Consider the following 18,706-nt stretch of genomic DNA (forward strand, 5'->3'; position numbering starts at 1 on the left):
GTATCCCGGCCGCACACTCCCTGGAGGTTCCCTTGCCCGACGTCATCTTCCCGCTCGACTCCACTCGCAAATTCACCGAGCAGGAGAAGATCGGTCACAACCGCTGGCATCCCGATATTCCTCCGGTCGCGACGGTCAAGCCGGGCGACTCGTTCCGCGTGCACTGCCGCGAGTGGTTCGACGGGGAGATCCACAACGACGACTCCGCCGACGACATCCGCAATGCACCGCTGCACACCGTGCATGCGCTGTCCGGGCCGTTCGCGGTGGAGGGCGCAAAACCCGGTGATCTGCTGATCGTCGATATTCTCGACCTGGGCCCGATCCCGCAGGAGGACTCCGGGCCGCTGGCCGGCCAGGGGTGGGGGTACACCGGCATCTTCGCCAAGCCGAACGGCGGCGGGTTCCTTACCGACCAGTTCCCCGACGCGTACAAGGCGGTCTGGGATTTCTCCGGTCAGACGGCAACGAGCCGGCACATTCCGCACGTGTCTTTCACGGGCATCGTGCATCCGGGACTGATGGGAACCTCCCCGTCGCACGACCTGCTCTCGACGTGGAACACCCGTGAGGCCGCGCTGATCGCGACGGACCCGGATCGTGTTCCGCCGCTTGCACTTCCGCCGGAGCCGAACGGAGCGATCCTCGGTGCTCTGGCAGGTCCGGAGTTCGACCGGGTCGCAGGGGAGGGTGCTCGTACCGCACCGCCGCGCGAGAACGGCGGCAACCAGGACATCAAGAACCTCACCAAGGGCAGCCGCATCTTCTACCCCGTTTTCGTCGACGGGGCGAATCTGTCGGTCGGCGACCTGCACTTCTCGCAGGGCGACGGTGAGATCACGTTCTGCGGCGCCATCGAGATGGGCGGGTTCATCGATCTGCGTGTCGACATCATTGCGGGCGGGATGACGACCTACGGCGTCAGCGAGAACGCAATCTTCATGCCGGGCAACACCGATCCGCGGTTCTCGGAGTGGCTGGCCTTCTCCGGAACGTCGGTGACGCTCGACGGTGAACAGCGCTATCTGGACTCCCAACTGGCATACCAGCGCGCGTGTCTGCACGCGATCGACTACCTCACCAAGTTCGGGTACACCCCGGAGCAGGCATACCTGTTGCTCGGTGCGGCACCCATCGAAGGCAGGTTCTCGGGGGTCGTCGACATCCCGAACTCGTGCGCGACGGTCTACATCCCGACCTCGATCTTCGACTTCCCGGTCGCGCCGAGTGCCGACGGTCCGTTCCGGATCGATCCCGGCGCGGGGGCGCCCCGCTCCCCGGCATGATCGATCGCGTCCTAAGATCCCCGTTCGAAAGTTCTGCTGCCGAAGGGGACAAGAATGAGCACACACGTCGAACAGCGTGAGTTCCAGGCCGAGACGCGCCAACTGCTCGATCTGATGATCCACTCGATCTACTCGAACAAGGACACCTTCCTTCGCGAGTTGATCTCCAATTCGTCCGACGCCTTGGACAAGCTTCGTCTCGAGTCCTTCCGGGACAAGGATCTGCAGGTGGACACGTCCGACCTGCATATCGAACTCGAGGTCGACAAGGACGCCCGCACCCTCACGGTCCGGGACAACGGCATCGGCATGACCCGCGACGAAGTCGTCGATCTGATCGGTACGCTCGCGCGCTCGGGCACCGGCGAACTGCGGCAGAAGTTGCGGGAAGCCAAGGACGCCGCGGCGTCGCAGGAACTGATCGGCCAGTTCGGCATCGGTTTCTACGCCTCGTTCATGGTGGCCGACAAGGTCACGCTGGTGACCCGCAAGGCGGGCGAGGACACCGGAACGAGGTGGGAGTCGAGCGGAGAATCCACCTACACCATCGAAACGCTCGACGATGCGCCGCAGGGCACATCGGTCGTCCTCCATCTCAAGCCGGAGGACGCCGACGACAACCTCTTCGACTACACCTCGCAGTGGAAACTCGAGGAGATCGTCAAGAAGTACTCCGACTTCATCGCCTGGCCCATCCGCATGGAGGTCACGCGCACCACGAAGGGGGAGGACGGTACCGACGAGGTCAGCGTCGAGACCAAGACGCTCAACTCCCAGAAAGCACTGTGGGCACGGTCGAAGGACGAGGTGTCCGACGAGGAGTACACAGAGTTCTACAAGCACGTCGCGCATGCGTGGGACGAACCCCTCGAAGTCATCCCCCTGCGCGCCGAGGGCACCTTCGAGTACCAGGCATTGCTGTTCGTTCCGACGCACGCACCGTTCGACCTGTTCGCTCGCGAACGGACGACGGGCATCCAGCTCTACGTCAAGCGCGTGTTCATCATGGACGACTGCGAGGACCTCGTCCCCGAGTACCTGCGGTTCGTCAAGGGTGTGGTCGACGCTCAGGATCTGTCGCTGAACGTCTCACGCGAGATCCTGCAGCAGGACCGGCAGATCCGCGCCATCCGCCGCCGGCTCACCAAGAAGGTCCTGTCCACGGTCAAGGACATGGCGAAACAGGACGTCGACAAGTACCGGATCTTCTGGAAGGAATTCGGCCGCGTCCTGAAGGAAGGCCTGATCTCCGACACGGACAACCGCGAGACCTTGCTCGAGATCGCGTCCTTCGATTCCACGGCGAGCGAGGACCAGCAGACGACGCTGGCAGGCTATGTCGAGCGCATGAAGGACGGCCAGGAAGAGATCTACTACATCACCGGCGAGTCCCGGCAGCTGCTCGAGAGTTCTCCGCACATGGAGGCGTTCGAAGCGAAGGGAATCGAGGTGCTGCTGCTGACCGACCCGGTCGACGAGATGTGGGTGACATCGGTTCCCGAGTACGACGGCAAGCCCTTCCGCTCGGTGGCCAAGGGGGAAGTGGATCTCGGCACCGACGACGAGAAGAAGGCGGCGGAAGCCGAACGCGAAGAGCAGGAGAAGGAGTTCGGCGAGCTGCTCACCTGGCTGAAGGAATCGCTCGACGAGCACGTCAAGGAGGTGCGGCTCTCGTCGCGCCTGACGACATCGCCGGCCTGCATCGTCGGCGACACCTTCAGCATGTCGCCGGCCCTGGAGCGTATGTACCGGGCCTCCGGCCAGCCGATGCCCCGGACCAAACGCATCCTCGAGCTGAATCCCGCGCATCCCCTCGTCACGGGACTTCGCACGGCGCACGGGGAACGCAACGACGATCCTGCGCTGGCCGAGACTGCGGAACTGCTCTACGGGATGGCACTCATCGCGGAAGGCGGTGAAGTGGAGGACCCGGCGCGTTTCACCCGGCTCCTCGCCGATCGCCTCGCCCGCACGGTGTGAGCGACCGGGGCCGGAACGGCGCGAAGGATCCGTTCCGGCCCCGGGCGGCTGGCTCCTGTCCGAACTTCCCCGATAGGGTCAGATCATGAGTGCCGTGGGTGGAGTTCTGTTCGACATCGAGGGCGTGCTCGTCACCTCGTGGAAACCGGTTCCCGGGGCCGCTGATGTGCTGGCCCGGTTGCGCGAGGACGGCGTGACCCGTGCGTTCCTCACCAACACCACCTCGCGCACGTGCGCCGCTATCGCGCGAAGCCTCACCGACCTGGGAATGCCCGTCGACCCCGGCGAAATAGTCACTGCAGCGTGGCTCACGGCGGAATACGTGCGGCAGACCTACCCGGGACGGCGTTGCTGGATTCTCAACGACGGTGACATCGCGGACGACCTCGAGGGGATCGTGCAGGACGACGCGGATCCCGAGGTCGTCGTCCTCGGGGGTGCGGGACCTCGATACGATCACCGGACGCTCAGCCGGGTGGCGGAACTGATGCTCGACGGAGTACCGGTCGTCGCAATGCACCGGGCCATGTCCTGGCAGACGGACGACGGGCTGCGCCTCGACACCGGCGCGTATCTTGCCGGCCTCGAAGAATTGACCGGCCGGACCGCCGTCACGGTGGGTAAGCCCTCGATGAGAGGGTTCCTCGTCGCAGCTGACCTGATGGGCGTCGAGCCGGACTCGGTGGTCGTGGTGGGTGACGACCTCGCGGGTGAAGTCGTTCCGGGCCAGCGCCTCGGTATGACCGGAGTTCTGGTGCGTACCGGGAAGTTTCGCCAATCTGTTCTCGAGCTGTCGATCGACCTGCCCGACCATGTGATCGATTCGGTGGCCGATCTGCCGACGCTCCTCGACACGCTCTGACGACCGTCCGCGCCGTGTGACACGGACCCTCGCGCCCGGCCGATGTGATCGGTACCCTTCCGCCGGGGGATCTGCCCTCACCGTCTCCTGTAGAGGCAATCCAGCGCAGAGGAGTGCTCTTTGTCCATTCGTTCGTTCCGATCCGTTCTCACCGGTCGCCGTGTCGCGCGCGCCGGCGTGCTCGTCGCAATCGGCGTTGCGTCGGCCGCCTTCATGGGCACCGGGACTGCGGCGGCCGCCCCGGTGACGTGCCTGTCTCCGCCGTCCGACAATCAGATCCTCGTTTCCGAGACGGCGAGTTGCGGCGCGACGGCTGCTCCGGGTGCGTCGGCCCGCGCGTCCGCTGCAGACAGCGGCACTGCGGTGTCTGTCGCGCAGCAAGGTGGCGCTGCGGAGTCGCACGCGACCGGATTCGGTACCGCTCTGAGCGGAGCGGCCGACGGGGGTCGCTCGTATGCACTCGCACTCGGCGGCGGATTGAGTCACTCGTGGGCACAGGGCCCCGCGATGACGGTGTCGGTGTCGGGTTGGGGATCGGGCGCGACCGCCGATACGACCGGCGTCACCTGCGTCGGCGCGCAATCCTTCGCAATGAATACGGGAACCGGCCAGTGGTGCGCGGTGGGGGTCGGTTCCACGCCTCGATAAAGATTTCCCGTTTTTCCGCTGCACTGTGACGGGGGTGGTGAGTGCCTGTAATCTTGCACTCACCACCCCCGAGTGCTAAGAATGCACTTAGCACTCGCAACACGTGAGTGCCAGGTCGGGACGGTGAGACCGGGAATAACGACACTCCCTGGTCGTCCGTCGCGGGCACTGAACCCGGCCGGCAAGCGTGTCACCCCCATACCCGGAGGATCACTTCGCAATGGCCAAGATCATCGCGTTCGACGAAGAGGCTCGTCGCGGCCTCGAACGGGGCCTCAACAGCCTCGCCGACGCAGTCAAGGTGACGTTGGGCCCCAAGGGTCGCAACGTCGTTCTCGAGAAGAAGTGGGGCGCTCCCACGATCACCAACGATGGTGTGTCCATCGCCAAGGAGATCGAGCTCGAGGACCCGTACGAGAAGATCGGCGCCGAGCTGGTCAAGGAAGTCGCCAAGAAGACCGACGACGTTGCGGGTGACGGCACCACCACCGCCACCGTTCTCGCCCAGGCGCTGGTGCGCGAGGGTCTGCGCAACGTTGCAGCCGGCGCGAACCCCCTCGGCCTCAAGCGCGGCATCGAGAAGGCTGTAGAGGCCGTCACGGCTCGCCTGCTCGACACCGCCAAGGAAGTCGAGACCAAGGAGCAGATCGCTGCTACCGCCGGCATCTCCGCCGGTGACCCCGCGATCGGTGAGCTCATCGCCGAGGCCATCGACAAGGTGGGCAAAGAAGGCGTCATCACCGTCGAGGAGTCCAACACCTTCGGCCTCCAGCTCGAGCTGACCGAGGGCATGCGCTTCGACAAGGGCTACATCTCCCTCTACTTCGCCACTGACGCAGAGCGTCAGGAAGCGGTCCTCGAGGATCCCTACATCCTGCTCGTCAGCTCCAAGATCTCCACGGTCAAGGACCTGCTGCCGCTGCTCGAGAAGGTCATCCAGTCGGGCAAGCCGCTGCTGATCATCGCCGAGGACGTCGAGGGCGAAGCCCTGTCGACGCTCGTGCTGAACAAGATCCGCGGCACCTTCAAGTCTGTCGCCGTCAAGGCTCCGGGCTTCGGCGACCGCCGTAAGGCTCAGCTCGCCGACATCGCCATCCTCACCGGTGGCGAGGTCATCAGCGAAGAGGTCGGCCTCTCCCTCGAGACCGCCGGCGTCGAGCTGCTCGGCCAGGCACGCAAGGTCGTCGTCACCAAGGACGAGACCACCATCGTCGAGGGTGCGGGCGATCCCGACTCCATCGCCGGTCGCGTCAACCAGATCCGCGCCGAGATCGAGGCGTCGGATTCGGACTACGACCGCGAGAAGCTGCAGGAGCGCCTCGCCAAGCTGGCCGGTGGCGTCGCCGTCATCAAGGCCGGCGCTGCGACCGAGGTCGAGCTCAAGGAGCGCAAGCACCGCATCGAAGATGCCGTGCGTAACGCCAAGGCAGCCGTCGAAGAGGGCATCGTCGCCGGTGGTGGCGTTGCACTGCTGCAGGCCGCTCCGGCTCTGGACGACCTGAAGCTCGAGGGTGACGAGGCCACCGGTGCGAACATCGTCCGCGTCGCTCTCGAAGCTCCGCTGAAGCAGATCGCCTTCAACGCCGGCCTCGAGCCCGGCGTGGTTGCCGAGAAGGTTCGCAACCTGCCCGCGGGTCACGGCCTCAACGCCGCGACCAACGAGTACGGCGACCTGCTTGCTGCCGGCATCAACGACCCGGTCAAGGTCACCCGCTCGGCACTGCAGAACGCGGCGTCCATCGCGGCTCTGTTCCTGACCACCGAGGCCGTCGTCGCCGACAAGCCGGAGAAGTCTTCCGCTCCGGTCGGCGATCCGACCGGCGGCATGGGCGGCATGGACTTCTGATCCAGCCCCCGGCATCTGCCAGGTAGTCCTCCGCGAGGCCCGATCCCACTCCGGTGGGGTCGGGCCTCGCGGCATATCCGGGGAATCGTCTTCACAATTCGACGCGGTAGACCATTTTCGGGCGTGGATCTCCGGCGCGAATTCCTGATGCGTTCGCCAGGAACGCATTGCGGGAGTACCGGGACTGGAATATGTAGCTCCCGCAAGGTTCCGGCGTCTTCCTGTACCTGGAAAATGGAGGCCCGTACGCCGGGCCCGATGCCTTGCTTACGGCTGCGACCAGTGCGGTTGCGACTCGATATCCCACACGTAGCCCTGATGTCCGATTCGTTCCCATCGGGACGTCTATGGTGTATCAATTGACAGCGCTCCGGTTATTCGGGGCGGTAACTGAGCGTCGCCGCTTGGCTGACGAATGCATACGGGAGGTCGGTCGAGTGATCTCGGCGTTGTTCCGGCGAGTGATCGCCACTGTGGGGATAGGGGTGCTGGTTCTCCTCGGAGCACCGGGTATTTCGTCCGCCGAGCCCGTTTCGCATCTCTCCGACATCGAGGTCAAGAGCGATCGCGTCGTGGTGGCTCATGTGTACTCCGCGGCGATGGATCGTGTCGTGCCGCTGCGCGTGTACAAGCCGGCGGACACGAGCGAGCCGAGTCCGACGCTCTATCTGCTGAACGGTGCCAGTGGCGGACAGGGGGTGGCCACCTGGGATGCGCGGACGGACATGGAGGAGTTCTTCGCCGACAAGAACGTCAACGTCGTCACTCCGCTGGACGGCTCGTTCACCTACTACACCGATTGGCTTCAGGACGACCCGGTTCTGGGCCGGAACAAGTGGACGACCTTCCTCACTCGCGAACTGCCGCCGATCATCGATGCCGAATTCGGCACGACCGGTGTGAATGCGATCGCCGGGCTGTCGATGTCGGGGACCTCGGTTCTCAGTCTCGCGATCGCGGAGCCGACGTTGTACAAGGCGGTGGGTGCCTACAGTGGCTGTGCCGAAACAAGTTCCGAGCTCGGGCAACTCTATGTCCGGACGGTGGTGGAGAGTCGCGGAGAAGGAAACGCGGAGAACATGTGGGGTCCGTACGGCGGCCCCGGGTGGGTCGAGAACGATCCGTATGTCAACGCCGAGAAGTTGCGTGGCATCGATCTCTACATCTCCTCGGCTACCGGGCTGCCGGGTGAGCATGATCATCTCGGCGGTGCCGGGGTCGGCGACGATCCGGTCGTGCTGGCGAACCAGGTGGTTGTCGGAGGCGTGATCGAGGCTGCGATCGATGACTGCACCCGCAGGTTGGCCGAGCGCCTGGAGGAGTTGGAGATTCCCGCTGAATTCGAGTTCCGGCCCGCGGGCACGCACTCGTGGGGTTACTGGGAGGACGACCTGCACCAGTCGTGGCCCATGCTTGCGGAGGCTCTCGAGGTTCGCTGAGGCATCCACCGGCCGGGCACGGCCGACCGGATGGCGACGACCTTGTCGCGGTTTCGCGGAGTCGGAATTAGGTATTCCGAAGCCTACGGGTCGACGCGGATCGCACCGGACAGGATGTTGATTCCACATAAGGTGTCTCCGATCAAACGGCGGGCGGCACCGACCCCGGTCTTCACGCACCCGGGTCGGTGCCGCCCGCCGTTTCCCGTCTTACTGATGTCTTCTGGACGCCTGCCGGAGACTGGCATGTTGGAATCCACCCCGGACTGGGCACATTCGTGAGGGCGGCCGGGGAACGACCACTGCGGTCAGTCGCGGAATGGCCCACGATGTGGTTGTGGCCAGGTATAGACCTCCGGAACTGGGCCCGTTCCCATCAAAATGTCCGATTCACACCATTCCGTTTCTTCGTGGTGTATCAATTGATGCACTCCGGACTATCCGGAGTGGGTAACCGGCGTCGCTGTGAACGGCGACGAAGCATCGGGGAGGGGCGGAGTGGTCTCGGCGTTGTTCCAGCGGATAGTCGTGGCAATGGCGACAGGTGCCACGATTCTCATCGGGATTCCGAACATTGCTGCTGCCGAGCCTGTTTCGCATCTCTCTCGCATCGAGGTCGAGAGCGATCGGGTCGTTGTGGCCTATGTGTACTCCGCGGCGATGAAGCGTGTCGTGCCGCTGCGTGTCCGTACACCGGCCGACGCGAGCGAGCCGAGGTCCACCCTGTATCTGCTCAACGGTGCCAGCGGTGGGCAGGGTGTCGCGACGTGGGATGTGCAGACGAACATCGACGAGTTCTTCGCCGAGAAGAACGTCAACGTCGTTACTCCGCTGGAGGGGTCGTTCAGTTACTACACCGATTGGATTCGGGACGACCCGACTCTGGGCCGGAACAAGTGGACGACGTTCCTCACTCGTGAACTGCCGCCGATCATCGATGCCGAATTCGGTACAACCGGTGTGAACGCGATTGCGGGGTTGTCGATGTCGGGGACGTCGGTTCTGAGTCTCGCGATTGCGGAGCCGACGCTGTACAAGGCGGTGGGTGCCTACAGCGGTTGTGCCGAAACGAGTTCCGAACTGGGACAGTTCTATGTCCGGACCGTGGTCGAAAGTCGCGGAGAAGCGGATGCGGAGAACATGTGGGGCCCGTTCGACGGTCCGGGTTGGGTCGAGAACGATCCGTATGTCAACGCGGAGAAGTTGCGTGGCATCGACCTGTACATCTCGTCGGCTTCCGGGCTGCCGGGCAGGCACGAGCATCTCGCCGCCCGCTCCGTGGGCAACGACCCGGCTCTGTTGCTGAACCAGGTAGTGGTGGGTGGCGTGATCGAGGCCGCGGTCGACGACTGCACCCGTCGTCTCGCTGCGCGACTCGAAGAGTTGGGTATTCCCGCTGTGTTCGAATTCCGCCCGACGGGAACGCACTCTTGGGGCTATTGGGAGGACGACCTGCATCAGTCGTGGCCCATGCTTGCGGAGGCTCTCGGGGTGCGCTGAGGTATTCGCCGACCTGGGCGCTCGCCGTAGCGAGCCGCCCGGGGTGATCTCGTGTGTTGTTGTGCGACAACGTTTTTGGGATGCAGTTTCCGTCAAGAATTGTACTGCCGAGATGTTGACGCTTCGACTACCGCACACTAGTGTTACCTGCGACACAGCCCGAAAGAGTTTGTGTCACAACAATTTCCGTTCAATGATCATCAGGAGGACGCATGGGTAGCACGACCATAACCGAGATCATCAACTTCTTCTTCTCCCTGCTCTTGCAGAGCGCGCAGTTCTTCAGCTGATCCCAGCTGTACCCGATCGTTGCTGTGCCTGACGCCGCTGTATTCGACACCCGGGGACACGAGGTCTCCGGAAGTAATCTGGAGGAAAAATGGGTAGCATCTCCAACGGTTTGGAAGTCATCAGCCAGCTCGTCGAACTGATTCTGGTGATCACGCCGGCGATCCTGACCGGGTCGCTCTAGGCCGCGAAACGTCCGAACAGGCCGTGGGTTCCCGAAGTCGGGTACCCACGGCCTCTCCGTTCTTCGGCTCGTGCCGAGTGGATCACTCGCTGAACGCCGGTTCGGGCGCCTGTTTCGCGAGCCGGGCCGCGATGGCTGCGCACACAAGCAGTTGAATCTGATGAAAAAGCATGAGGGGCAGGACGATCAATCCGATGGGCTCTCCGGGAAACAGCACCGTCGCCATCGGAAGTCCGGTCGCAAGCGACTTGGTGGAACCGCAGAACAGGATCGCCGCGCGGTCCTCGTACGAGAATCCGAGCTTGGGTGGTGCGAACCAGGTGAGTGCCAGCACGATCGCCAGCAGGAGTATGCACACGCCCACGAGTGCGAGGAGGCGGAGCACGGACAACTGAGTCCAGATCCCCTCGTTCATGCCGCGGCTGAAGGCCACGTAGACGACGAGCAGAATCGAACCGCGGTCGACGAGCTTGAGGGGCTTGCCGTGTGCGGTGACCCAGCCACCGATCCAGCGGCGCAGGACCTGGCCCGCGACGAACGGGACGAGCAGCATGAGGACGATGTCCAGCACTGCCGCGGAACTGAAGGTGACTCCTTGCGTACTCATGGTCACGGCCACGAGGGCCGGGGTGAAGAGGATGCCGAGCAGGCTCGACGCGGAGGCCGAGACGACCGCTCCGGGAATATTGCCGCGCGCAACGGAAACCAACGCGATCGAGGACTGCACCGTCGAGGGCAACAGGCACAGGTACAGCACACCGAGATAGAGCGGATCGCTGAGGAGCCACGGGACGAAGACCTTTGCCGCAAGCCCGAGGAGCGGGAAGATCACAAATGTGGTCGCGAGGATGGTCGCGTGCAGCCGCCAGTGCTTCAGGCCCGCGACTGCTTCCGCGGTGGACAGGCGCGCGCCGTACAGGAAGAAGAGCAGGCCGATCGCAATCTTCGATGCCCATGTAAAGACGTCGAGTCCGATGCCGTGTGCGGGCAGGGCCGCGGCGACGGCAACTGTCAGCACGATCCCGATGAGGAAAGGGTCGAGTCGGTTGAGAAACGGGATCTTCGCCAGCATGGTTCGACGCTAGGCCATCGCAGGTTGATTCGAGAAGCCGATTACCGCGATCACTGTGATCACGGATTGTGATTGAATACCGGAGTGTTCGATCCCGTCCATCTACGAAGTTTCCTGGCCGTCGAAAGGGAACGAAGTTTCACCGCGGCCGCGCGCCGCCTCGGTCTGCGCCAATCGACGGTGAGTCAGCACGTCGCCAAACTCGAGGCGACCGCGGGCCGCCGGTTGTTCGTGCGCGACACCCACACCGTCGAGCCGACGGCCGACGGAAGCGCGATGCTCGGTTTCGCACGCGAGATTCTCGACCGCCACGACGCGGCCCAGCGCTACTTCACCGAATCCACCGTGAGCGGTCGCGTGCGATTCGGTGCATCCGACGACCTGGTACTGCACGAGTTGCCGGCGATCCTGGCCGAATTCCGGCGGGGGCACCCACGGGTGGATTTCGAGCTGACTGTCGGACTCAGCGAAAACCTGCATCGAAGCCTCGACAACGGCGAACTCGACCTCATGTTCGGCAAGCGCCGACCGGGTGAGCGGCACGGAGAGCTGATCTTCCGCGACAAGCTCGAGTTCCTCGGCGCCCCGGATTTCGTGCTCGACCCGGACGGTCCGATTCCGCTCGTCACCTACCCACACCCGTCGCTCACGCGGGAGATCGCACTCGACGTACTCCAGCGCTGCGGATACGGGGCCCGGGTGACCTGCGTCGCAGACAGTCTCATCGGTTTGAGTGCGGCCGCCTTGGCGGGCCTGGGCGTCGTCCTGCATGCCAGCAGGCTCCCGCCGGCGGGTCTCGTCCCGGTTCGGTCCGGGGCCCGCCGGTTACCCGACGCCGGCCACCTCGACTTCGTTCTCGTCGCGCGCCGTAGCGTGCTCAGTGAGCCGGAGAGCGCGCTGAGGGCGGCAATTCTTGCCAATGCGGACCGGCTGGTGCGCGAGGCCCGTGACAGCGAGGCTCATTCGGGGAGCAGCATCCACAGTGCGAGATAGACCAGTATCGCTGTACCGCCGGTGACGAAGGCCGCGAGAACTGCGATCGCGCGGACGAGATTGACGTCCACTCCGAAGTACTCGGCGAGGCCGCCGCAGACACCACCGAGCATGCGCTGCGAGGAGGAACGGACGAAGGGGCGGGGTGTGTTGTTCTCGAATGTCATGAGTCGATCGTGCCGGTCGCGGACCCGTCGCACATCAGGGCCGAACCCCGATTTCCACCCTGATCTTTTTCTCGGTAGCCAGGTCGACTCTGCGCTGTGGAACGACGTTCTCGCAGTACAGCTCGCCCACAGGTCGATCCGGAAGTTCCTGCCCGAGAACGTGTCCGAAGATCACCTGCGGGCGATCGCCGGGACGGCCTCGTCGGCTCCGAGCTCGAGCAACTTGCAATTGTGGAGTGTGATCACCGTGACCGATCGCGATCGGCTCGGCCGCACCGCCGAACTGGGCGCCGAACCGGCCTTGCCCGACCACAGTTTCGCCGTGGTCGGGCTGGTCATCGGCCATCCCGATCCGGCAGAGTCGCCGGAGGTCAAACCCCGGCTCGGACAGGATGTCGTGCTGCATCACGAGCAGTACGACGCTGCAGGGACAGGATGCGGGAGTGCGCGCCTACGAGGGCGAGATCGCGGAGTTCTATCGGCACCAGGGGCTCGCGGACAGCTGGATCGAACGTGTCCTGGGCCGGTCCGCTTCTCCCGGCGCTCTGGGAGCGGAGAATTGCTTCGAAAAAAGTTGCTACAGAAAGGATTCGGTCTGGATTGACGACTGCTCCGGTCGGGCTATCGGCACACGATGGTGAGTCCGATTCCTCGCCACACCTCGGTCTCGATCCGCTTGAACACCTTGTCCCCGTGGTCGTACTCGTAATCGACCTCGGTCCGATTGCCCTTGTCGCGCTGTTCGGTGACGACGCATCGACCCGACAGGTTGCCCGACCGGTTCGTGATCGTGAAGGGGATGTTCCGCTCGGTAAGGAGCTCGACTGCGGACTGCTGGTTCATGCCCACGACAACAGGTGCGGTTTGTGCTGCGGCAGTGCCGGTTCCGAGGGCGACGGCGGCGGTTGCGACGAAGAGGGCCCCGATGAGCTTGGTACGCATGAATTCTCCCGATGACGAGTGGTCTACGAAAACGATCATGTCGATCGTGCACCGGGTATGCACCCGAACACATCCGGGCACACCCCCCATTTGGACCCTGAACCGCGGTCTCGGGGTGGGGGTGGGAGTCCGGGTGCACGCCGTCGAGCCGCGTCCGCCTGCGCCGCGCATCGACAGGTGCGGGGGCGGGTGCTTCCGAACCCGGGAACGTCGAGCCCGGAACGGCCTACGCTGAGCCGGTGGAAACCGTACCGATCCAGCTACCCGACGGCACCACCACACCCGTGCGGTTGTTCGCGGGCCCGGGCCACGAGCACGAAGAACGCCGCGACGCGTCCCGGGCCGTCGTCGTGACGGTGCCGGGCCTCGGTGTTCCGGCGGGGTACTACGAATCGTTCGCCGAGGCGCTCACCGGCTACGGGTTCGATGCAGCGATCTGCGAACTGGCGGGGCAGGGGGACAGCCGGCCAAGGCCCGGTCCGGATAGCACGTACGGGTACCAAGAGATCGTCGCAGTGCATCTACCTGCGGTGTTCGAGGTGGTGCGGGAGCGTTTCCCCGATTCGACGCCCTATCTGCTCGGGCACTCGATGGGTGGCCAGCTCGGTGTCCTCTACGCGTCGCGGATCCGGGGACGGCTCGGCGGGCTGATCCTCGTCGCCGCGGGCACCCCCTACTACCGGCACTATCGGGGCACCCGCCGTCCCGGGCTCCTGCTGGGTTCGGCAGCGATGTCCCTGACGTCGAGCGTCGCGGGTTTCTGGCCCGGCGACCGGATCGACGTGGCGGGCTTCGGCAGACAGTCCCGCGTGCTGATCTCCGACTGGGCGCGGCTCGCCCGCGGAGGGCGATTCGAGCCGGCCGGCGCAGATATCGACTACGAGCAGCGACTGGCACGCCTGTCCCTGCCGGTCCTGTCGATCACGATCGAGGGTGACGATCTGACCCCCGTCGAGTCGGCCGCGCACCTGCTCGGCAAACTGCCCGCCGCGGACATCACGACGTGGCACAACCCCCGGCGTCTCGGTCACAACGGGTGGATTCGCGACAACGCCGAGACGGTGGCGAAGGTCGCCGAGTGGCTACGCGACCGCTAGCCCAGTTTGTCCTCGAGGAACGTGAAGGTCAGCGCCGACTTGAACGCCGCCTGGGCGTTGTCGGCAGCGCCGCCGTGCCCGCCTTCGATGTTCTCGTAGTACCAGACCTCGTGGCCCTGTTCTTCCAGGCGCGCGACCATCTTGCGAGCGTGCCCAGGATGCACGCGATCGTCGCGGGTGGAGGTGGTGACGAGGATCGGCGGATACTCGGCGGCCGGGTCGGTGTTCTGATACGGCGAGTACCTGGCGAGGAACTCCCACTCCTCGGCCTTGTCCGGGTCACCGTATTCGGCCATCCAGGACGCGCCCGCGAGAAGGAGGTGGTAACGCTTCATGTCGAGCAGCGGGACCTGGCAGACGATCGCGCCGAACAACTGCGGGTATCGGGTGAGCATCACACCCATGAGGAGCCCGCCGTTGCTACCGCCCTGTGCGCCGAGCTGCTCCGCTGTGGTGATGCCCCGTGCGACAAGGTCTTTCGCCACGGCCGCGAAGTCCTCGAAGACCTTGTGCCGGTTCTCCTTCAACGCCTGGGTGTGCCACGCCGGACCGTATTCTCCGCCGCCCCGGATGTTGGCGATCACGTACGTGTGCCCCTTCTCGAGCCACGCGCGGCCGATCCCGCCGCTGTAGGCAGGCACCATCGAATTCTCGAACCCTCCGTAGCCGTAGAGCAGGGTGGGTGAGGGGGACGTGATGTTGCGTCCCACCACGAAGTACGGCACCTGGGTGCCGTCGTCGGACGTCGCGAAATGCTGCACGACCGAGATCCCTGCGGTGTCGAAGAAGGACGGCGCGGCCTTGATTGCTTCGAGCGGGCCGCCGACCGTGCCGGACAGCAGTGTCGCCGGGATCGTGAAACCGCTCGAATTGAGGAAGAAGTCGTCTCCGGTCAGCGGATCGACGTCGATGATCGACGTGGACGTCGCGTCCGGCACGCCGGGCATGGCCTCGTCCGTCCAGCCGTCGGCGCCGGGGGTGAGCACACGCATGTCGGTCTGCACGTCGCGCAACGTGACGACGAGCAGGTGGTTCTGTGTCCACGCGTACTGTTCGAGCGACGTGTGCTCGTCGGGAGTGAACAACACCGTCAGGTCTCGCGAGCCCGCCAGGTACGAGGGATAGTCCGCAGCGAGCAGTGCGCCGGCGGGATGGCCGAGCCACTCGGAACGGGTCCGGATCAGCAGGTGGTCGCGGTAGACGCTCACCCGTGCGTCATCCGGTACCTCGAGTTCGACGAGGTCGCCGGCCGGGGTCAGTTCGAAACGCCGGGCCCGGTAGAAATCGAGCGCGCGATCGACGAAACTGCGCTCGTAACCGGGTGTGTCGTCGTACCAGGCGGAAACTGCGACATCGCCGGTTTCACCTTCGAAGACGGTCTTCGCGTCCGCGAGCGGCGTCCCGCGCTTCCAGCGCGCAGCGATGCGGGGATATCCGGAGTCGGTGAGCGATCCATCGCCGAAATCTGTTCCCACATAGACGGTGTCGGCGTCGATCCAGCCGATGTCGGTCTTCGCCTCCGGCACTTCGAAGCTCTCCGGTCCGGAGACGAATCGGCGTGTGACGAGATCGAATTCGCGGACCACCGTTGCGTCGGCGCCTCCGCGCGAGAGGCTGACGAGTGCGCGCGTCTGGTCCGGGCGCAGGACCTGCGCACCCGACCACACCCAGTTCTCGCCTTCCTCCTCGGCCACCGCGTCGAGGTCGACCAGAACGTCCCACTCCGGGGTGTCGCGGAGGTACTGATCCATCGTCGTGCGACGCCACAGCCCGCGCACGTGGTCGGCGTCCCGCCAGTAGTTGTAGAGGTAGTCGCCGCGGCGCCGGGCATAGGGGATACGGGCGTCGGTGTCGAGTACTTCGCGGATACCGCTCTCGAGTGCGGAGAAACCGCCGCTGCGGGTGTAGGCGTCGACCGTGCGCTCGTTGTGGGCACGGACCCAGTCGAGTTGCTTGTCGCCCGTGACGTCCTCGAGCCAGAGGTAGGGATCGGTCGTGGTGTCGCTCATGACCTCATTTCTACCCGGCATTAGGCTGCCCGGGTGCAGCTCACCCCCGCGGACGCGCAGATGTACTGGCTCTCCGAACGGATGCCCAACGACCAGTTCCTGCTGTTCTGCTTCGCTACCGACGCCGATGTGGATGCGGTACGCGAGACGGTGGGCAGTCGCGTCCGGCGGATGGGGGAGCTGTTGTGTCACGTCCGGGACGTACCCGGACATCTCGACTATCCGTATTGGGCCCCAAGGCGTTTCGGTGAGGATCTGGTGGTCGGACATCAGCTTTCCGACTCGTCGTGGACCGGCCTGCAGAGCGAATTGGGTGTCCTCGTCGCGACGTCGCTCGACGCGCGCGAGAGCCCGTGGCGTCTACACGTGTTCCCCGGCGTGCGCGACGCGCCGGGATGCGACGACGCTGCACTCGTGGTCGTGTGGCAGGTCTCTCATGCCTTCGCAGACGGTCGCAGAGCGACGGAACTGGCCCGGGCACTGTTCGGAACCGGCGAACCGCCGGCCTCGGTTCGACCGCCGCCGGTGCCGTCCACACCCGTCATGCTGGCGCGAGCGTTCGCGGGCTTCCCCGGGCGCGTCGCACGGACGTTCACGGCAGGACGACGTGCCGCGGACGCCGCACGCGCACTCGACGCGGCCACCGCGGCCGGTGAGATTCCACCCCCCGCACCCGGGCGGCCCCTCACCGGTCTCGACACCGATCCGGGCACCGAACGGTCGGTGCGCATGGTGGTGTGCCCCGCAGCCCTCTTCCGCAGTGGCGGGCACACAATCACCACTGTCGCGTTGACAGCGGTGTCCGTGGCGGTGTCCAGGTTCCTCGCGGCGCGCGGCGAGGACGTCCCGGACCTGCTCGGTGCAGAGGTCACGATCGCGGTCGGCGCTGTAGGACCCGCTCACAACAACTACCGCAACGCCGGCGTCGAACTGTTCGTCACCGAACCGGACCTGCGCATCCGGGCCACCCGGATCGCTGCCGACCTGGCGGAGCGTCGTGCACGAGTGACCCATCCGCTGCCGGCGCAACGCGATGCGGCAACCGAGCACGTTCCCGCCCCGGCACTGCGGTTCGGGATCGTCCGGTATCCCGCGACGGTACTTCCTGTGACCGTCACCGGTAACACCGTTGTGTCGAGCGTCGACCGCGGTCCTGCCGACCTTGCGCTCGCCGGCGGACCTGTGATGTTCAGTGCGGGCTTCCCGGGTTTGTCCCCGGCCATGGCGCTGACCCACGGCGTATACGGACTCGGGGAGACCGTGACGATCGGAGTGGCGGCCGGAACCCGGGTGGTCCCGGATCTCGACGTGTACGAGCAGATGCTGCGCGCGGCCGTCGAGGAGGTCGGCGCGGCTCTTGCGCTCGGCGACTGATCGCCGGGTGGAAAGCCGGCGGTCGCCGCGGTTCCACGCATGTACCGTGCGAAGGAGGATCGAATCGTCGGAAGCGGGGGCAGCACGGCATGGGCGTATACGCAGTCACGGGATCAGCGTCGGGAATGGGCAAGGCGAGCGCGGAAAGATTGCTCGCCGCTGGTCACACCGTGATCGGAGTGGACATCAGGGACGCAGACGTGGTGGCAGACCTGTCCACGCCACAGGGCAGGTCCGATGCCATCCGTGAGACGCTCGCCCTGGCCGGGGGCGCCCTCGACGGTGCCGTGCTCGCCGCGGGTCTCGGACCTACCCCCGGAAAAGAAGCGCTGATCGCACAGGTCAACGTGCGCGGCGTGATCGACCTCCTGGTGGGGTGGCGTCCCGCGCTCGCCGCGAGCGGAAACAGCAAGGTCGTGGTGTTCGGCTCCAATTCCACGACCACCACGCCGGGTGTGCCGAACTCCGCGGTCAAGGCTTTTCTCGCGGGCGACATGGACAAAGGCGTCGCGCGGGCCACCCGGATCGCCAAGTCGGGCCCCCCGTTCACCTACGCGGCTTCGAAGATCGCGGTGACGCGCTGGGTGCGACGCACGGCGGTGGCACCGGAATGGGCGGGTTCCGGCATCCGGCTCAATGTCCTCGCACCGGGTGCGATCTCGACACCGCTGCTCGACGCGCAACTCGACAGCCCGCTGAAGAGAGCGGTCGAGAGTTTCCCCGTTCCGCTCGGCGGATTCGGCGACGCCGCGCAGATCGGGCAATGGGTCGAGTTCATGCTGTCGCCGGCCGCCGACTTCATGGCCGGCAGTGTCGTTGTCGTCGACGGTGGGACCGAGGCGTATTTCCGGCCGGACGACTGGCCCGTCCGTGTGCCGTTCCGGTCGATACCCGGATACCTGCGCAAGATGCGAGCTTTCCGCCGCTGACTCCTCCCCGCTCGTGATGGGCTGCTCGAAACCGGGCATCCTCCGATCGGGTGATCGATCGGGCGACGGTCGGGCGATGTGCCCGCACGG

16 protein-coding genes are annotated in these 18,706 nt (G+C 65.3%); 12 read left to right on the forward strand and 4 right to left on the reverse strand.

All coding sequences use genetic code 11. The features are described 5' to 3' along the window. Positions 1-32: 32 nt before the first annotated feature. From fmdA to RDCOP1_RS18780, 7 genes are all read left to right on the forward strand, one after another. Positions 33-1,286, forward strand: coding sequence for a formamidase (gene fmdA, locus RDCOP1_RS18750; RefSeq protein WP_072704030.1), 1,254 nt, complete (start codon positions 33-35; stop codon positions 1,284-1,286). Between the two features lie 54 nt (positions 1,287-1,340). Then, complete coding sequence (gene htpG / locus RDCOP1_RS18755; protein WP_072704032.1) at positions 1,341-3,266, forward strand: molecular chaperone HtpG; 1,926 nt, start codon at positions 1,341-1,343, stop codon at positions 3,264-3,266. An 85-nt stretch (positions 3,267-3,351) separates the two neighbouring features. Further along, entirely contained in the window at positions 3,352-4,128 is a 777-nt protein-coding gene (locus RDCOP1_RS18760) for an HAD-IIA family hydrolase (protein WP_072704034.1), read from the forward strand. A 120-nt stretch (positions 4,129-4,248) separates the two neighbouring features. Then, positions 4,249-4,776, forward strand: a complete 528-nt coding sequence (locus RDCOP1_RS18765) for a DUF6764 family protein (RefSeq protein WP_072704036.1) — start codon at positions 4,249-4,251, stop codon at positions 4,774-4,776. 220 nt (positions 4,777-4,996) lie between these two features. Further along, complete coding sequence (gene groL, locus RDCOP1_RS18770) at positions 4,997-6,622, forward strand: chaperonin GroEL (RefSeq protein WP_072704038.1); 1,626 nt, start codon at positions 4,997-4,999, stop codon at positions 6,620-6,622. Positions 6,623-7,059: 437 nt separating this feature from the next. Beyond that, positions 7,060-8,061, forward strand: coding sequence for an alpha/beta hydrolase (locus RDCOP1_RS18775; RefSeq protein WP_072704041.1), 1,002 nt, complete (start codon positions 7,060-7,062; stop codon positions 8,059-8,061). A 534-nt stretch (positions 8,062-8,595) separates the two neighbouring features. Next, positions 8,596-9,561 (forward strand): alpha/beta hydrolase, encoded by a 966-nt coding sequence (locus RDCOP1_RS18780; RefSeq protein WP_111731631.1) that lies wholly within the window; start codon positions 8,596-8,598, stop codon positions 9,559-9,561. Between the two features lie 554 nt (positions 9,562-10,115). On the opposite strand, the gene RDCOP1_RS18785 is transcribed toward RDCOP1_RS18780, so the two are convergent. Further along, positions 10,116-11,105 carry a bile acid:sodium symporter family protein gene (locus RDCOP1_RS18785; protein ID WP_072704045.1) on the reverse strand — a complete coding sequence of 330 codons (990 nt, stop codon included), beginning with the start codon at positions 11,103-11,105 and terminating at the stop codon, positions 10,116-10,118. 84 nt (positions 11,106-11,189) lie between these two features. On the opposite strand from RDCOP1_RS18785, the gene RDCOP1_RS18790 reads away from it, so the two are divergent. Further along, positions 11,190-12,098, forward strand: a complete 909-nt coding sequence (locus RDCOP1_RS18790; RefSeq protein WP_072704048.1) for a LysR family transcriptional regulator — start codon at positions 11,190-11,192, stop codon at positions 12,096-12,098. Here RDCOP1_RS18790 and RDCOP1_RS18795 read toward each other — a convergent pair. Then, complete coding sequence (locus RDCOP1_RS18795) at positions 12,065-12,265, reverse strand: PspC domain-containing protein (protein ID WP_072704051.1); 201 nt, start codon at positions 12,263-12,265, stop codon at positions 12,065-12,067. The genes RDCOP1_RS18790 and RDCOP1_RS18795 overlap by 34 nt on opposite strands. On the opposite strand from RDCOP1_RS18795, the gene RDCOP1_RS18800 reads away from it, so the two are divergent. Continuing rightward, complete coding sequence (locus tag RDCOP1_RS18800; protein WP_072704054.1) at positions 12,264-12,869, forward strand: nitroreductase family protein; 606 nt, start codon at positions 12,264-12,266, stop codon at positions 12,867-12,869. The two genes, RDCOP1_RS18795 and RDCOP1_RS18800, sit on opposite strands and share 2 nt — an antisense overlap. A 17-nt stretch (positions 12,870-12,886) precedes the next feature. On the opposite strand, the gene RDCOP1_RS18805 is transcribed toward RDCOP1_RS18800, so the two are convergent. Beyond that, positions 12,887-13,207: a hypothetical protein gene (locus tag RDCOP1_RS18805; RefSeq protein ID WP_072704629.1), complete on the reverse strand. Its 321-nt coding sequence runs from the start codon at positions 13,205-13,207 to the stop codon at positions 12,887-12,889. Positions 13,208-13,446: 239 nt separating this feature from the next. Between RDCOP1_RS18805 and RDCOP1_RS18810 the strand changes: the two genes are divergently transcribed. Continuing rightward, positions 13,447-14,304 carry an alpha/beta hydrolase family protein gene (locus RDCOP1_RS18810; protein ID WP_072704057.1) on the forward strand — a complete coding sequence of 286 codons (858 nt, stop codon included), beginning with the start codon at positions 13,447-13,449 and terminating at the stop codon, positions 14,302-14,304. On the opposite strand, the gene RDCOP1_RS18815 is transcribed toward RDCOP1_RS18810, so the two are convergent. Continuing rightward, the gene (locus tag RDCOP1_RS18815; protein WP_072704059.1) at positions 14,301-16,313 is read right to left on the reverse strand and encodes a prolyl oligopeptidase family serine peptidase; all 2,013 of its coding nucleotides are present in this window, start codon (positions 16,311-16,313) and stop codon (positions 14,301-14,303) included. The genes RDCOP1_RS18810 and RDCOP1_RS18815 overlap by 4 nt on opposite strands. Before the next feature lie 33 nt (positions 16,314-16,346). On the opposite strand from RDCOP1_RS18815, the gene RDCOP1_RS18820 reads away from it, so the two are divergent. Both RDCOP1_RS18820 and RDCOP1_RS18825 read left to right on the forward strand, forming a co-directional pair. Beyond that, positions 16,347-17,687 carry a wax ester/triacylglycerol synthase domain-containing protein gene (locus RDCOP1_RS18820; RefSeq protein WP_084722711.1) on the forward strand — a complete coding sequence of 447 codons (1,341 nt, stop codon included), beginning with the start codon at positions 16,347-16,349 and terminating at the stop codon, positions 17,685-17,687. An 89-nt stretch (positions 17,688-17,776) separates the two neighbouring features. Then, positions 17,777-18,616, forward strand: coding sequence for an SDR family oxidoreductase (locus tag RDCOP1_RS18825; RefSeq protein WP_072704062.1), 840 nt, complete (start codon positions 17,777-17,779; stop codon positions 18,614-18,616). Positions 18,617-18,706: the final 90 nt, after the last annotated feature.

The sequence above is a fragment of the Rhodococcus coprophilus NBRC 100603 genome (assembly GCF_001895045.1).
GTDB classification, from domain to species: domain Bacteria; phylum Actinomycetota; class Actinomycetes; order Mycobacteriales; family Mycobacteriaceae; genus Rhodococcus; species Rhodococcus coprophilus.

Bases quoted from the DNA above. Each gene is read 5' to 3' on its own strand.
- htpG (WP_072704032.1), top strand. From the start codon at position 1,341: ATGAGCACACACGTCGAACAGCGTGAGTTCCAGGCCGAGACGCGCCAA.
- RDCOP1_RS18760 (WP_072704034.1), top strand. From the start codon at position 3,352: ATGAGTGCCGTGGGTGGAGTTCTGTTCGACATCGAGGGCGTGCTCGTC.
- groL (WP_072704038.1), top strand. From the start codon at position 4,997: ATGGCCAAGATCATCGCGTTCGACGAAGAGGCTCGTCGCGGCCTCGAA.
- RDCOP1_RS18780 (WP_111731631.1), top strand. From the start codon at position 8,596: ATGGCGACAGGTGCCACGATTCTCATCGGGATTCCGAACATTGCTGCT.
- RDCOP1_RS18785 (WP_072704045.1), bottom strand. From the start codon at position 11,105: ATGCTGGCGAAGATCCCGTTTCTCAACCGACTCGACCCTTTCCTCATC.
- RDCOP1_RS18800 (WP_072704054.1), top strand. From the start codon at position 12,264: ATGAGTCGATCGTGCCGGTCGCGGACCCGTCGCACATCAGGGCCGAAC.
- RDCOP1_RS18795 (WP_072704051.1), bottom strand. From the start codon at position 12,265: ATGACATTCGAGAACAACACACCCCGCCCCTTCGTCCGTTCCTCCTCG.
- RDCOP1_RS18805 (WP_072704629.1), bottom strand. From the start codon at position 13,207: ATGCGTACCAAGCTCATCGGGGCCCTCTTCGTCGCAACCGCCGCCGTC.
- RDCOP1_RS18815 (WP_072704059.1), bottom strand. From the start codon at position 16,313: ATGAGCGACACCACGACCGATCCCTACCTCTGGCTCGAGGACGTCACG.
- RDCOP1_RS18825 (WP_072704062.1), top strand. From the start codon at position 17,777: ATGGGCGTATACGCAGTCACGGGATCAGCGTCGGGAATGGGCAAGGCG.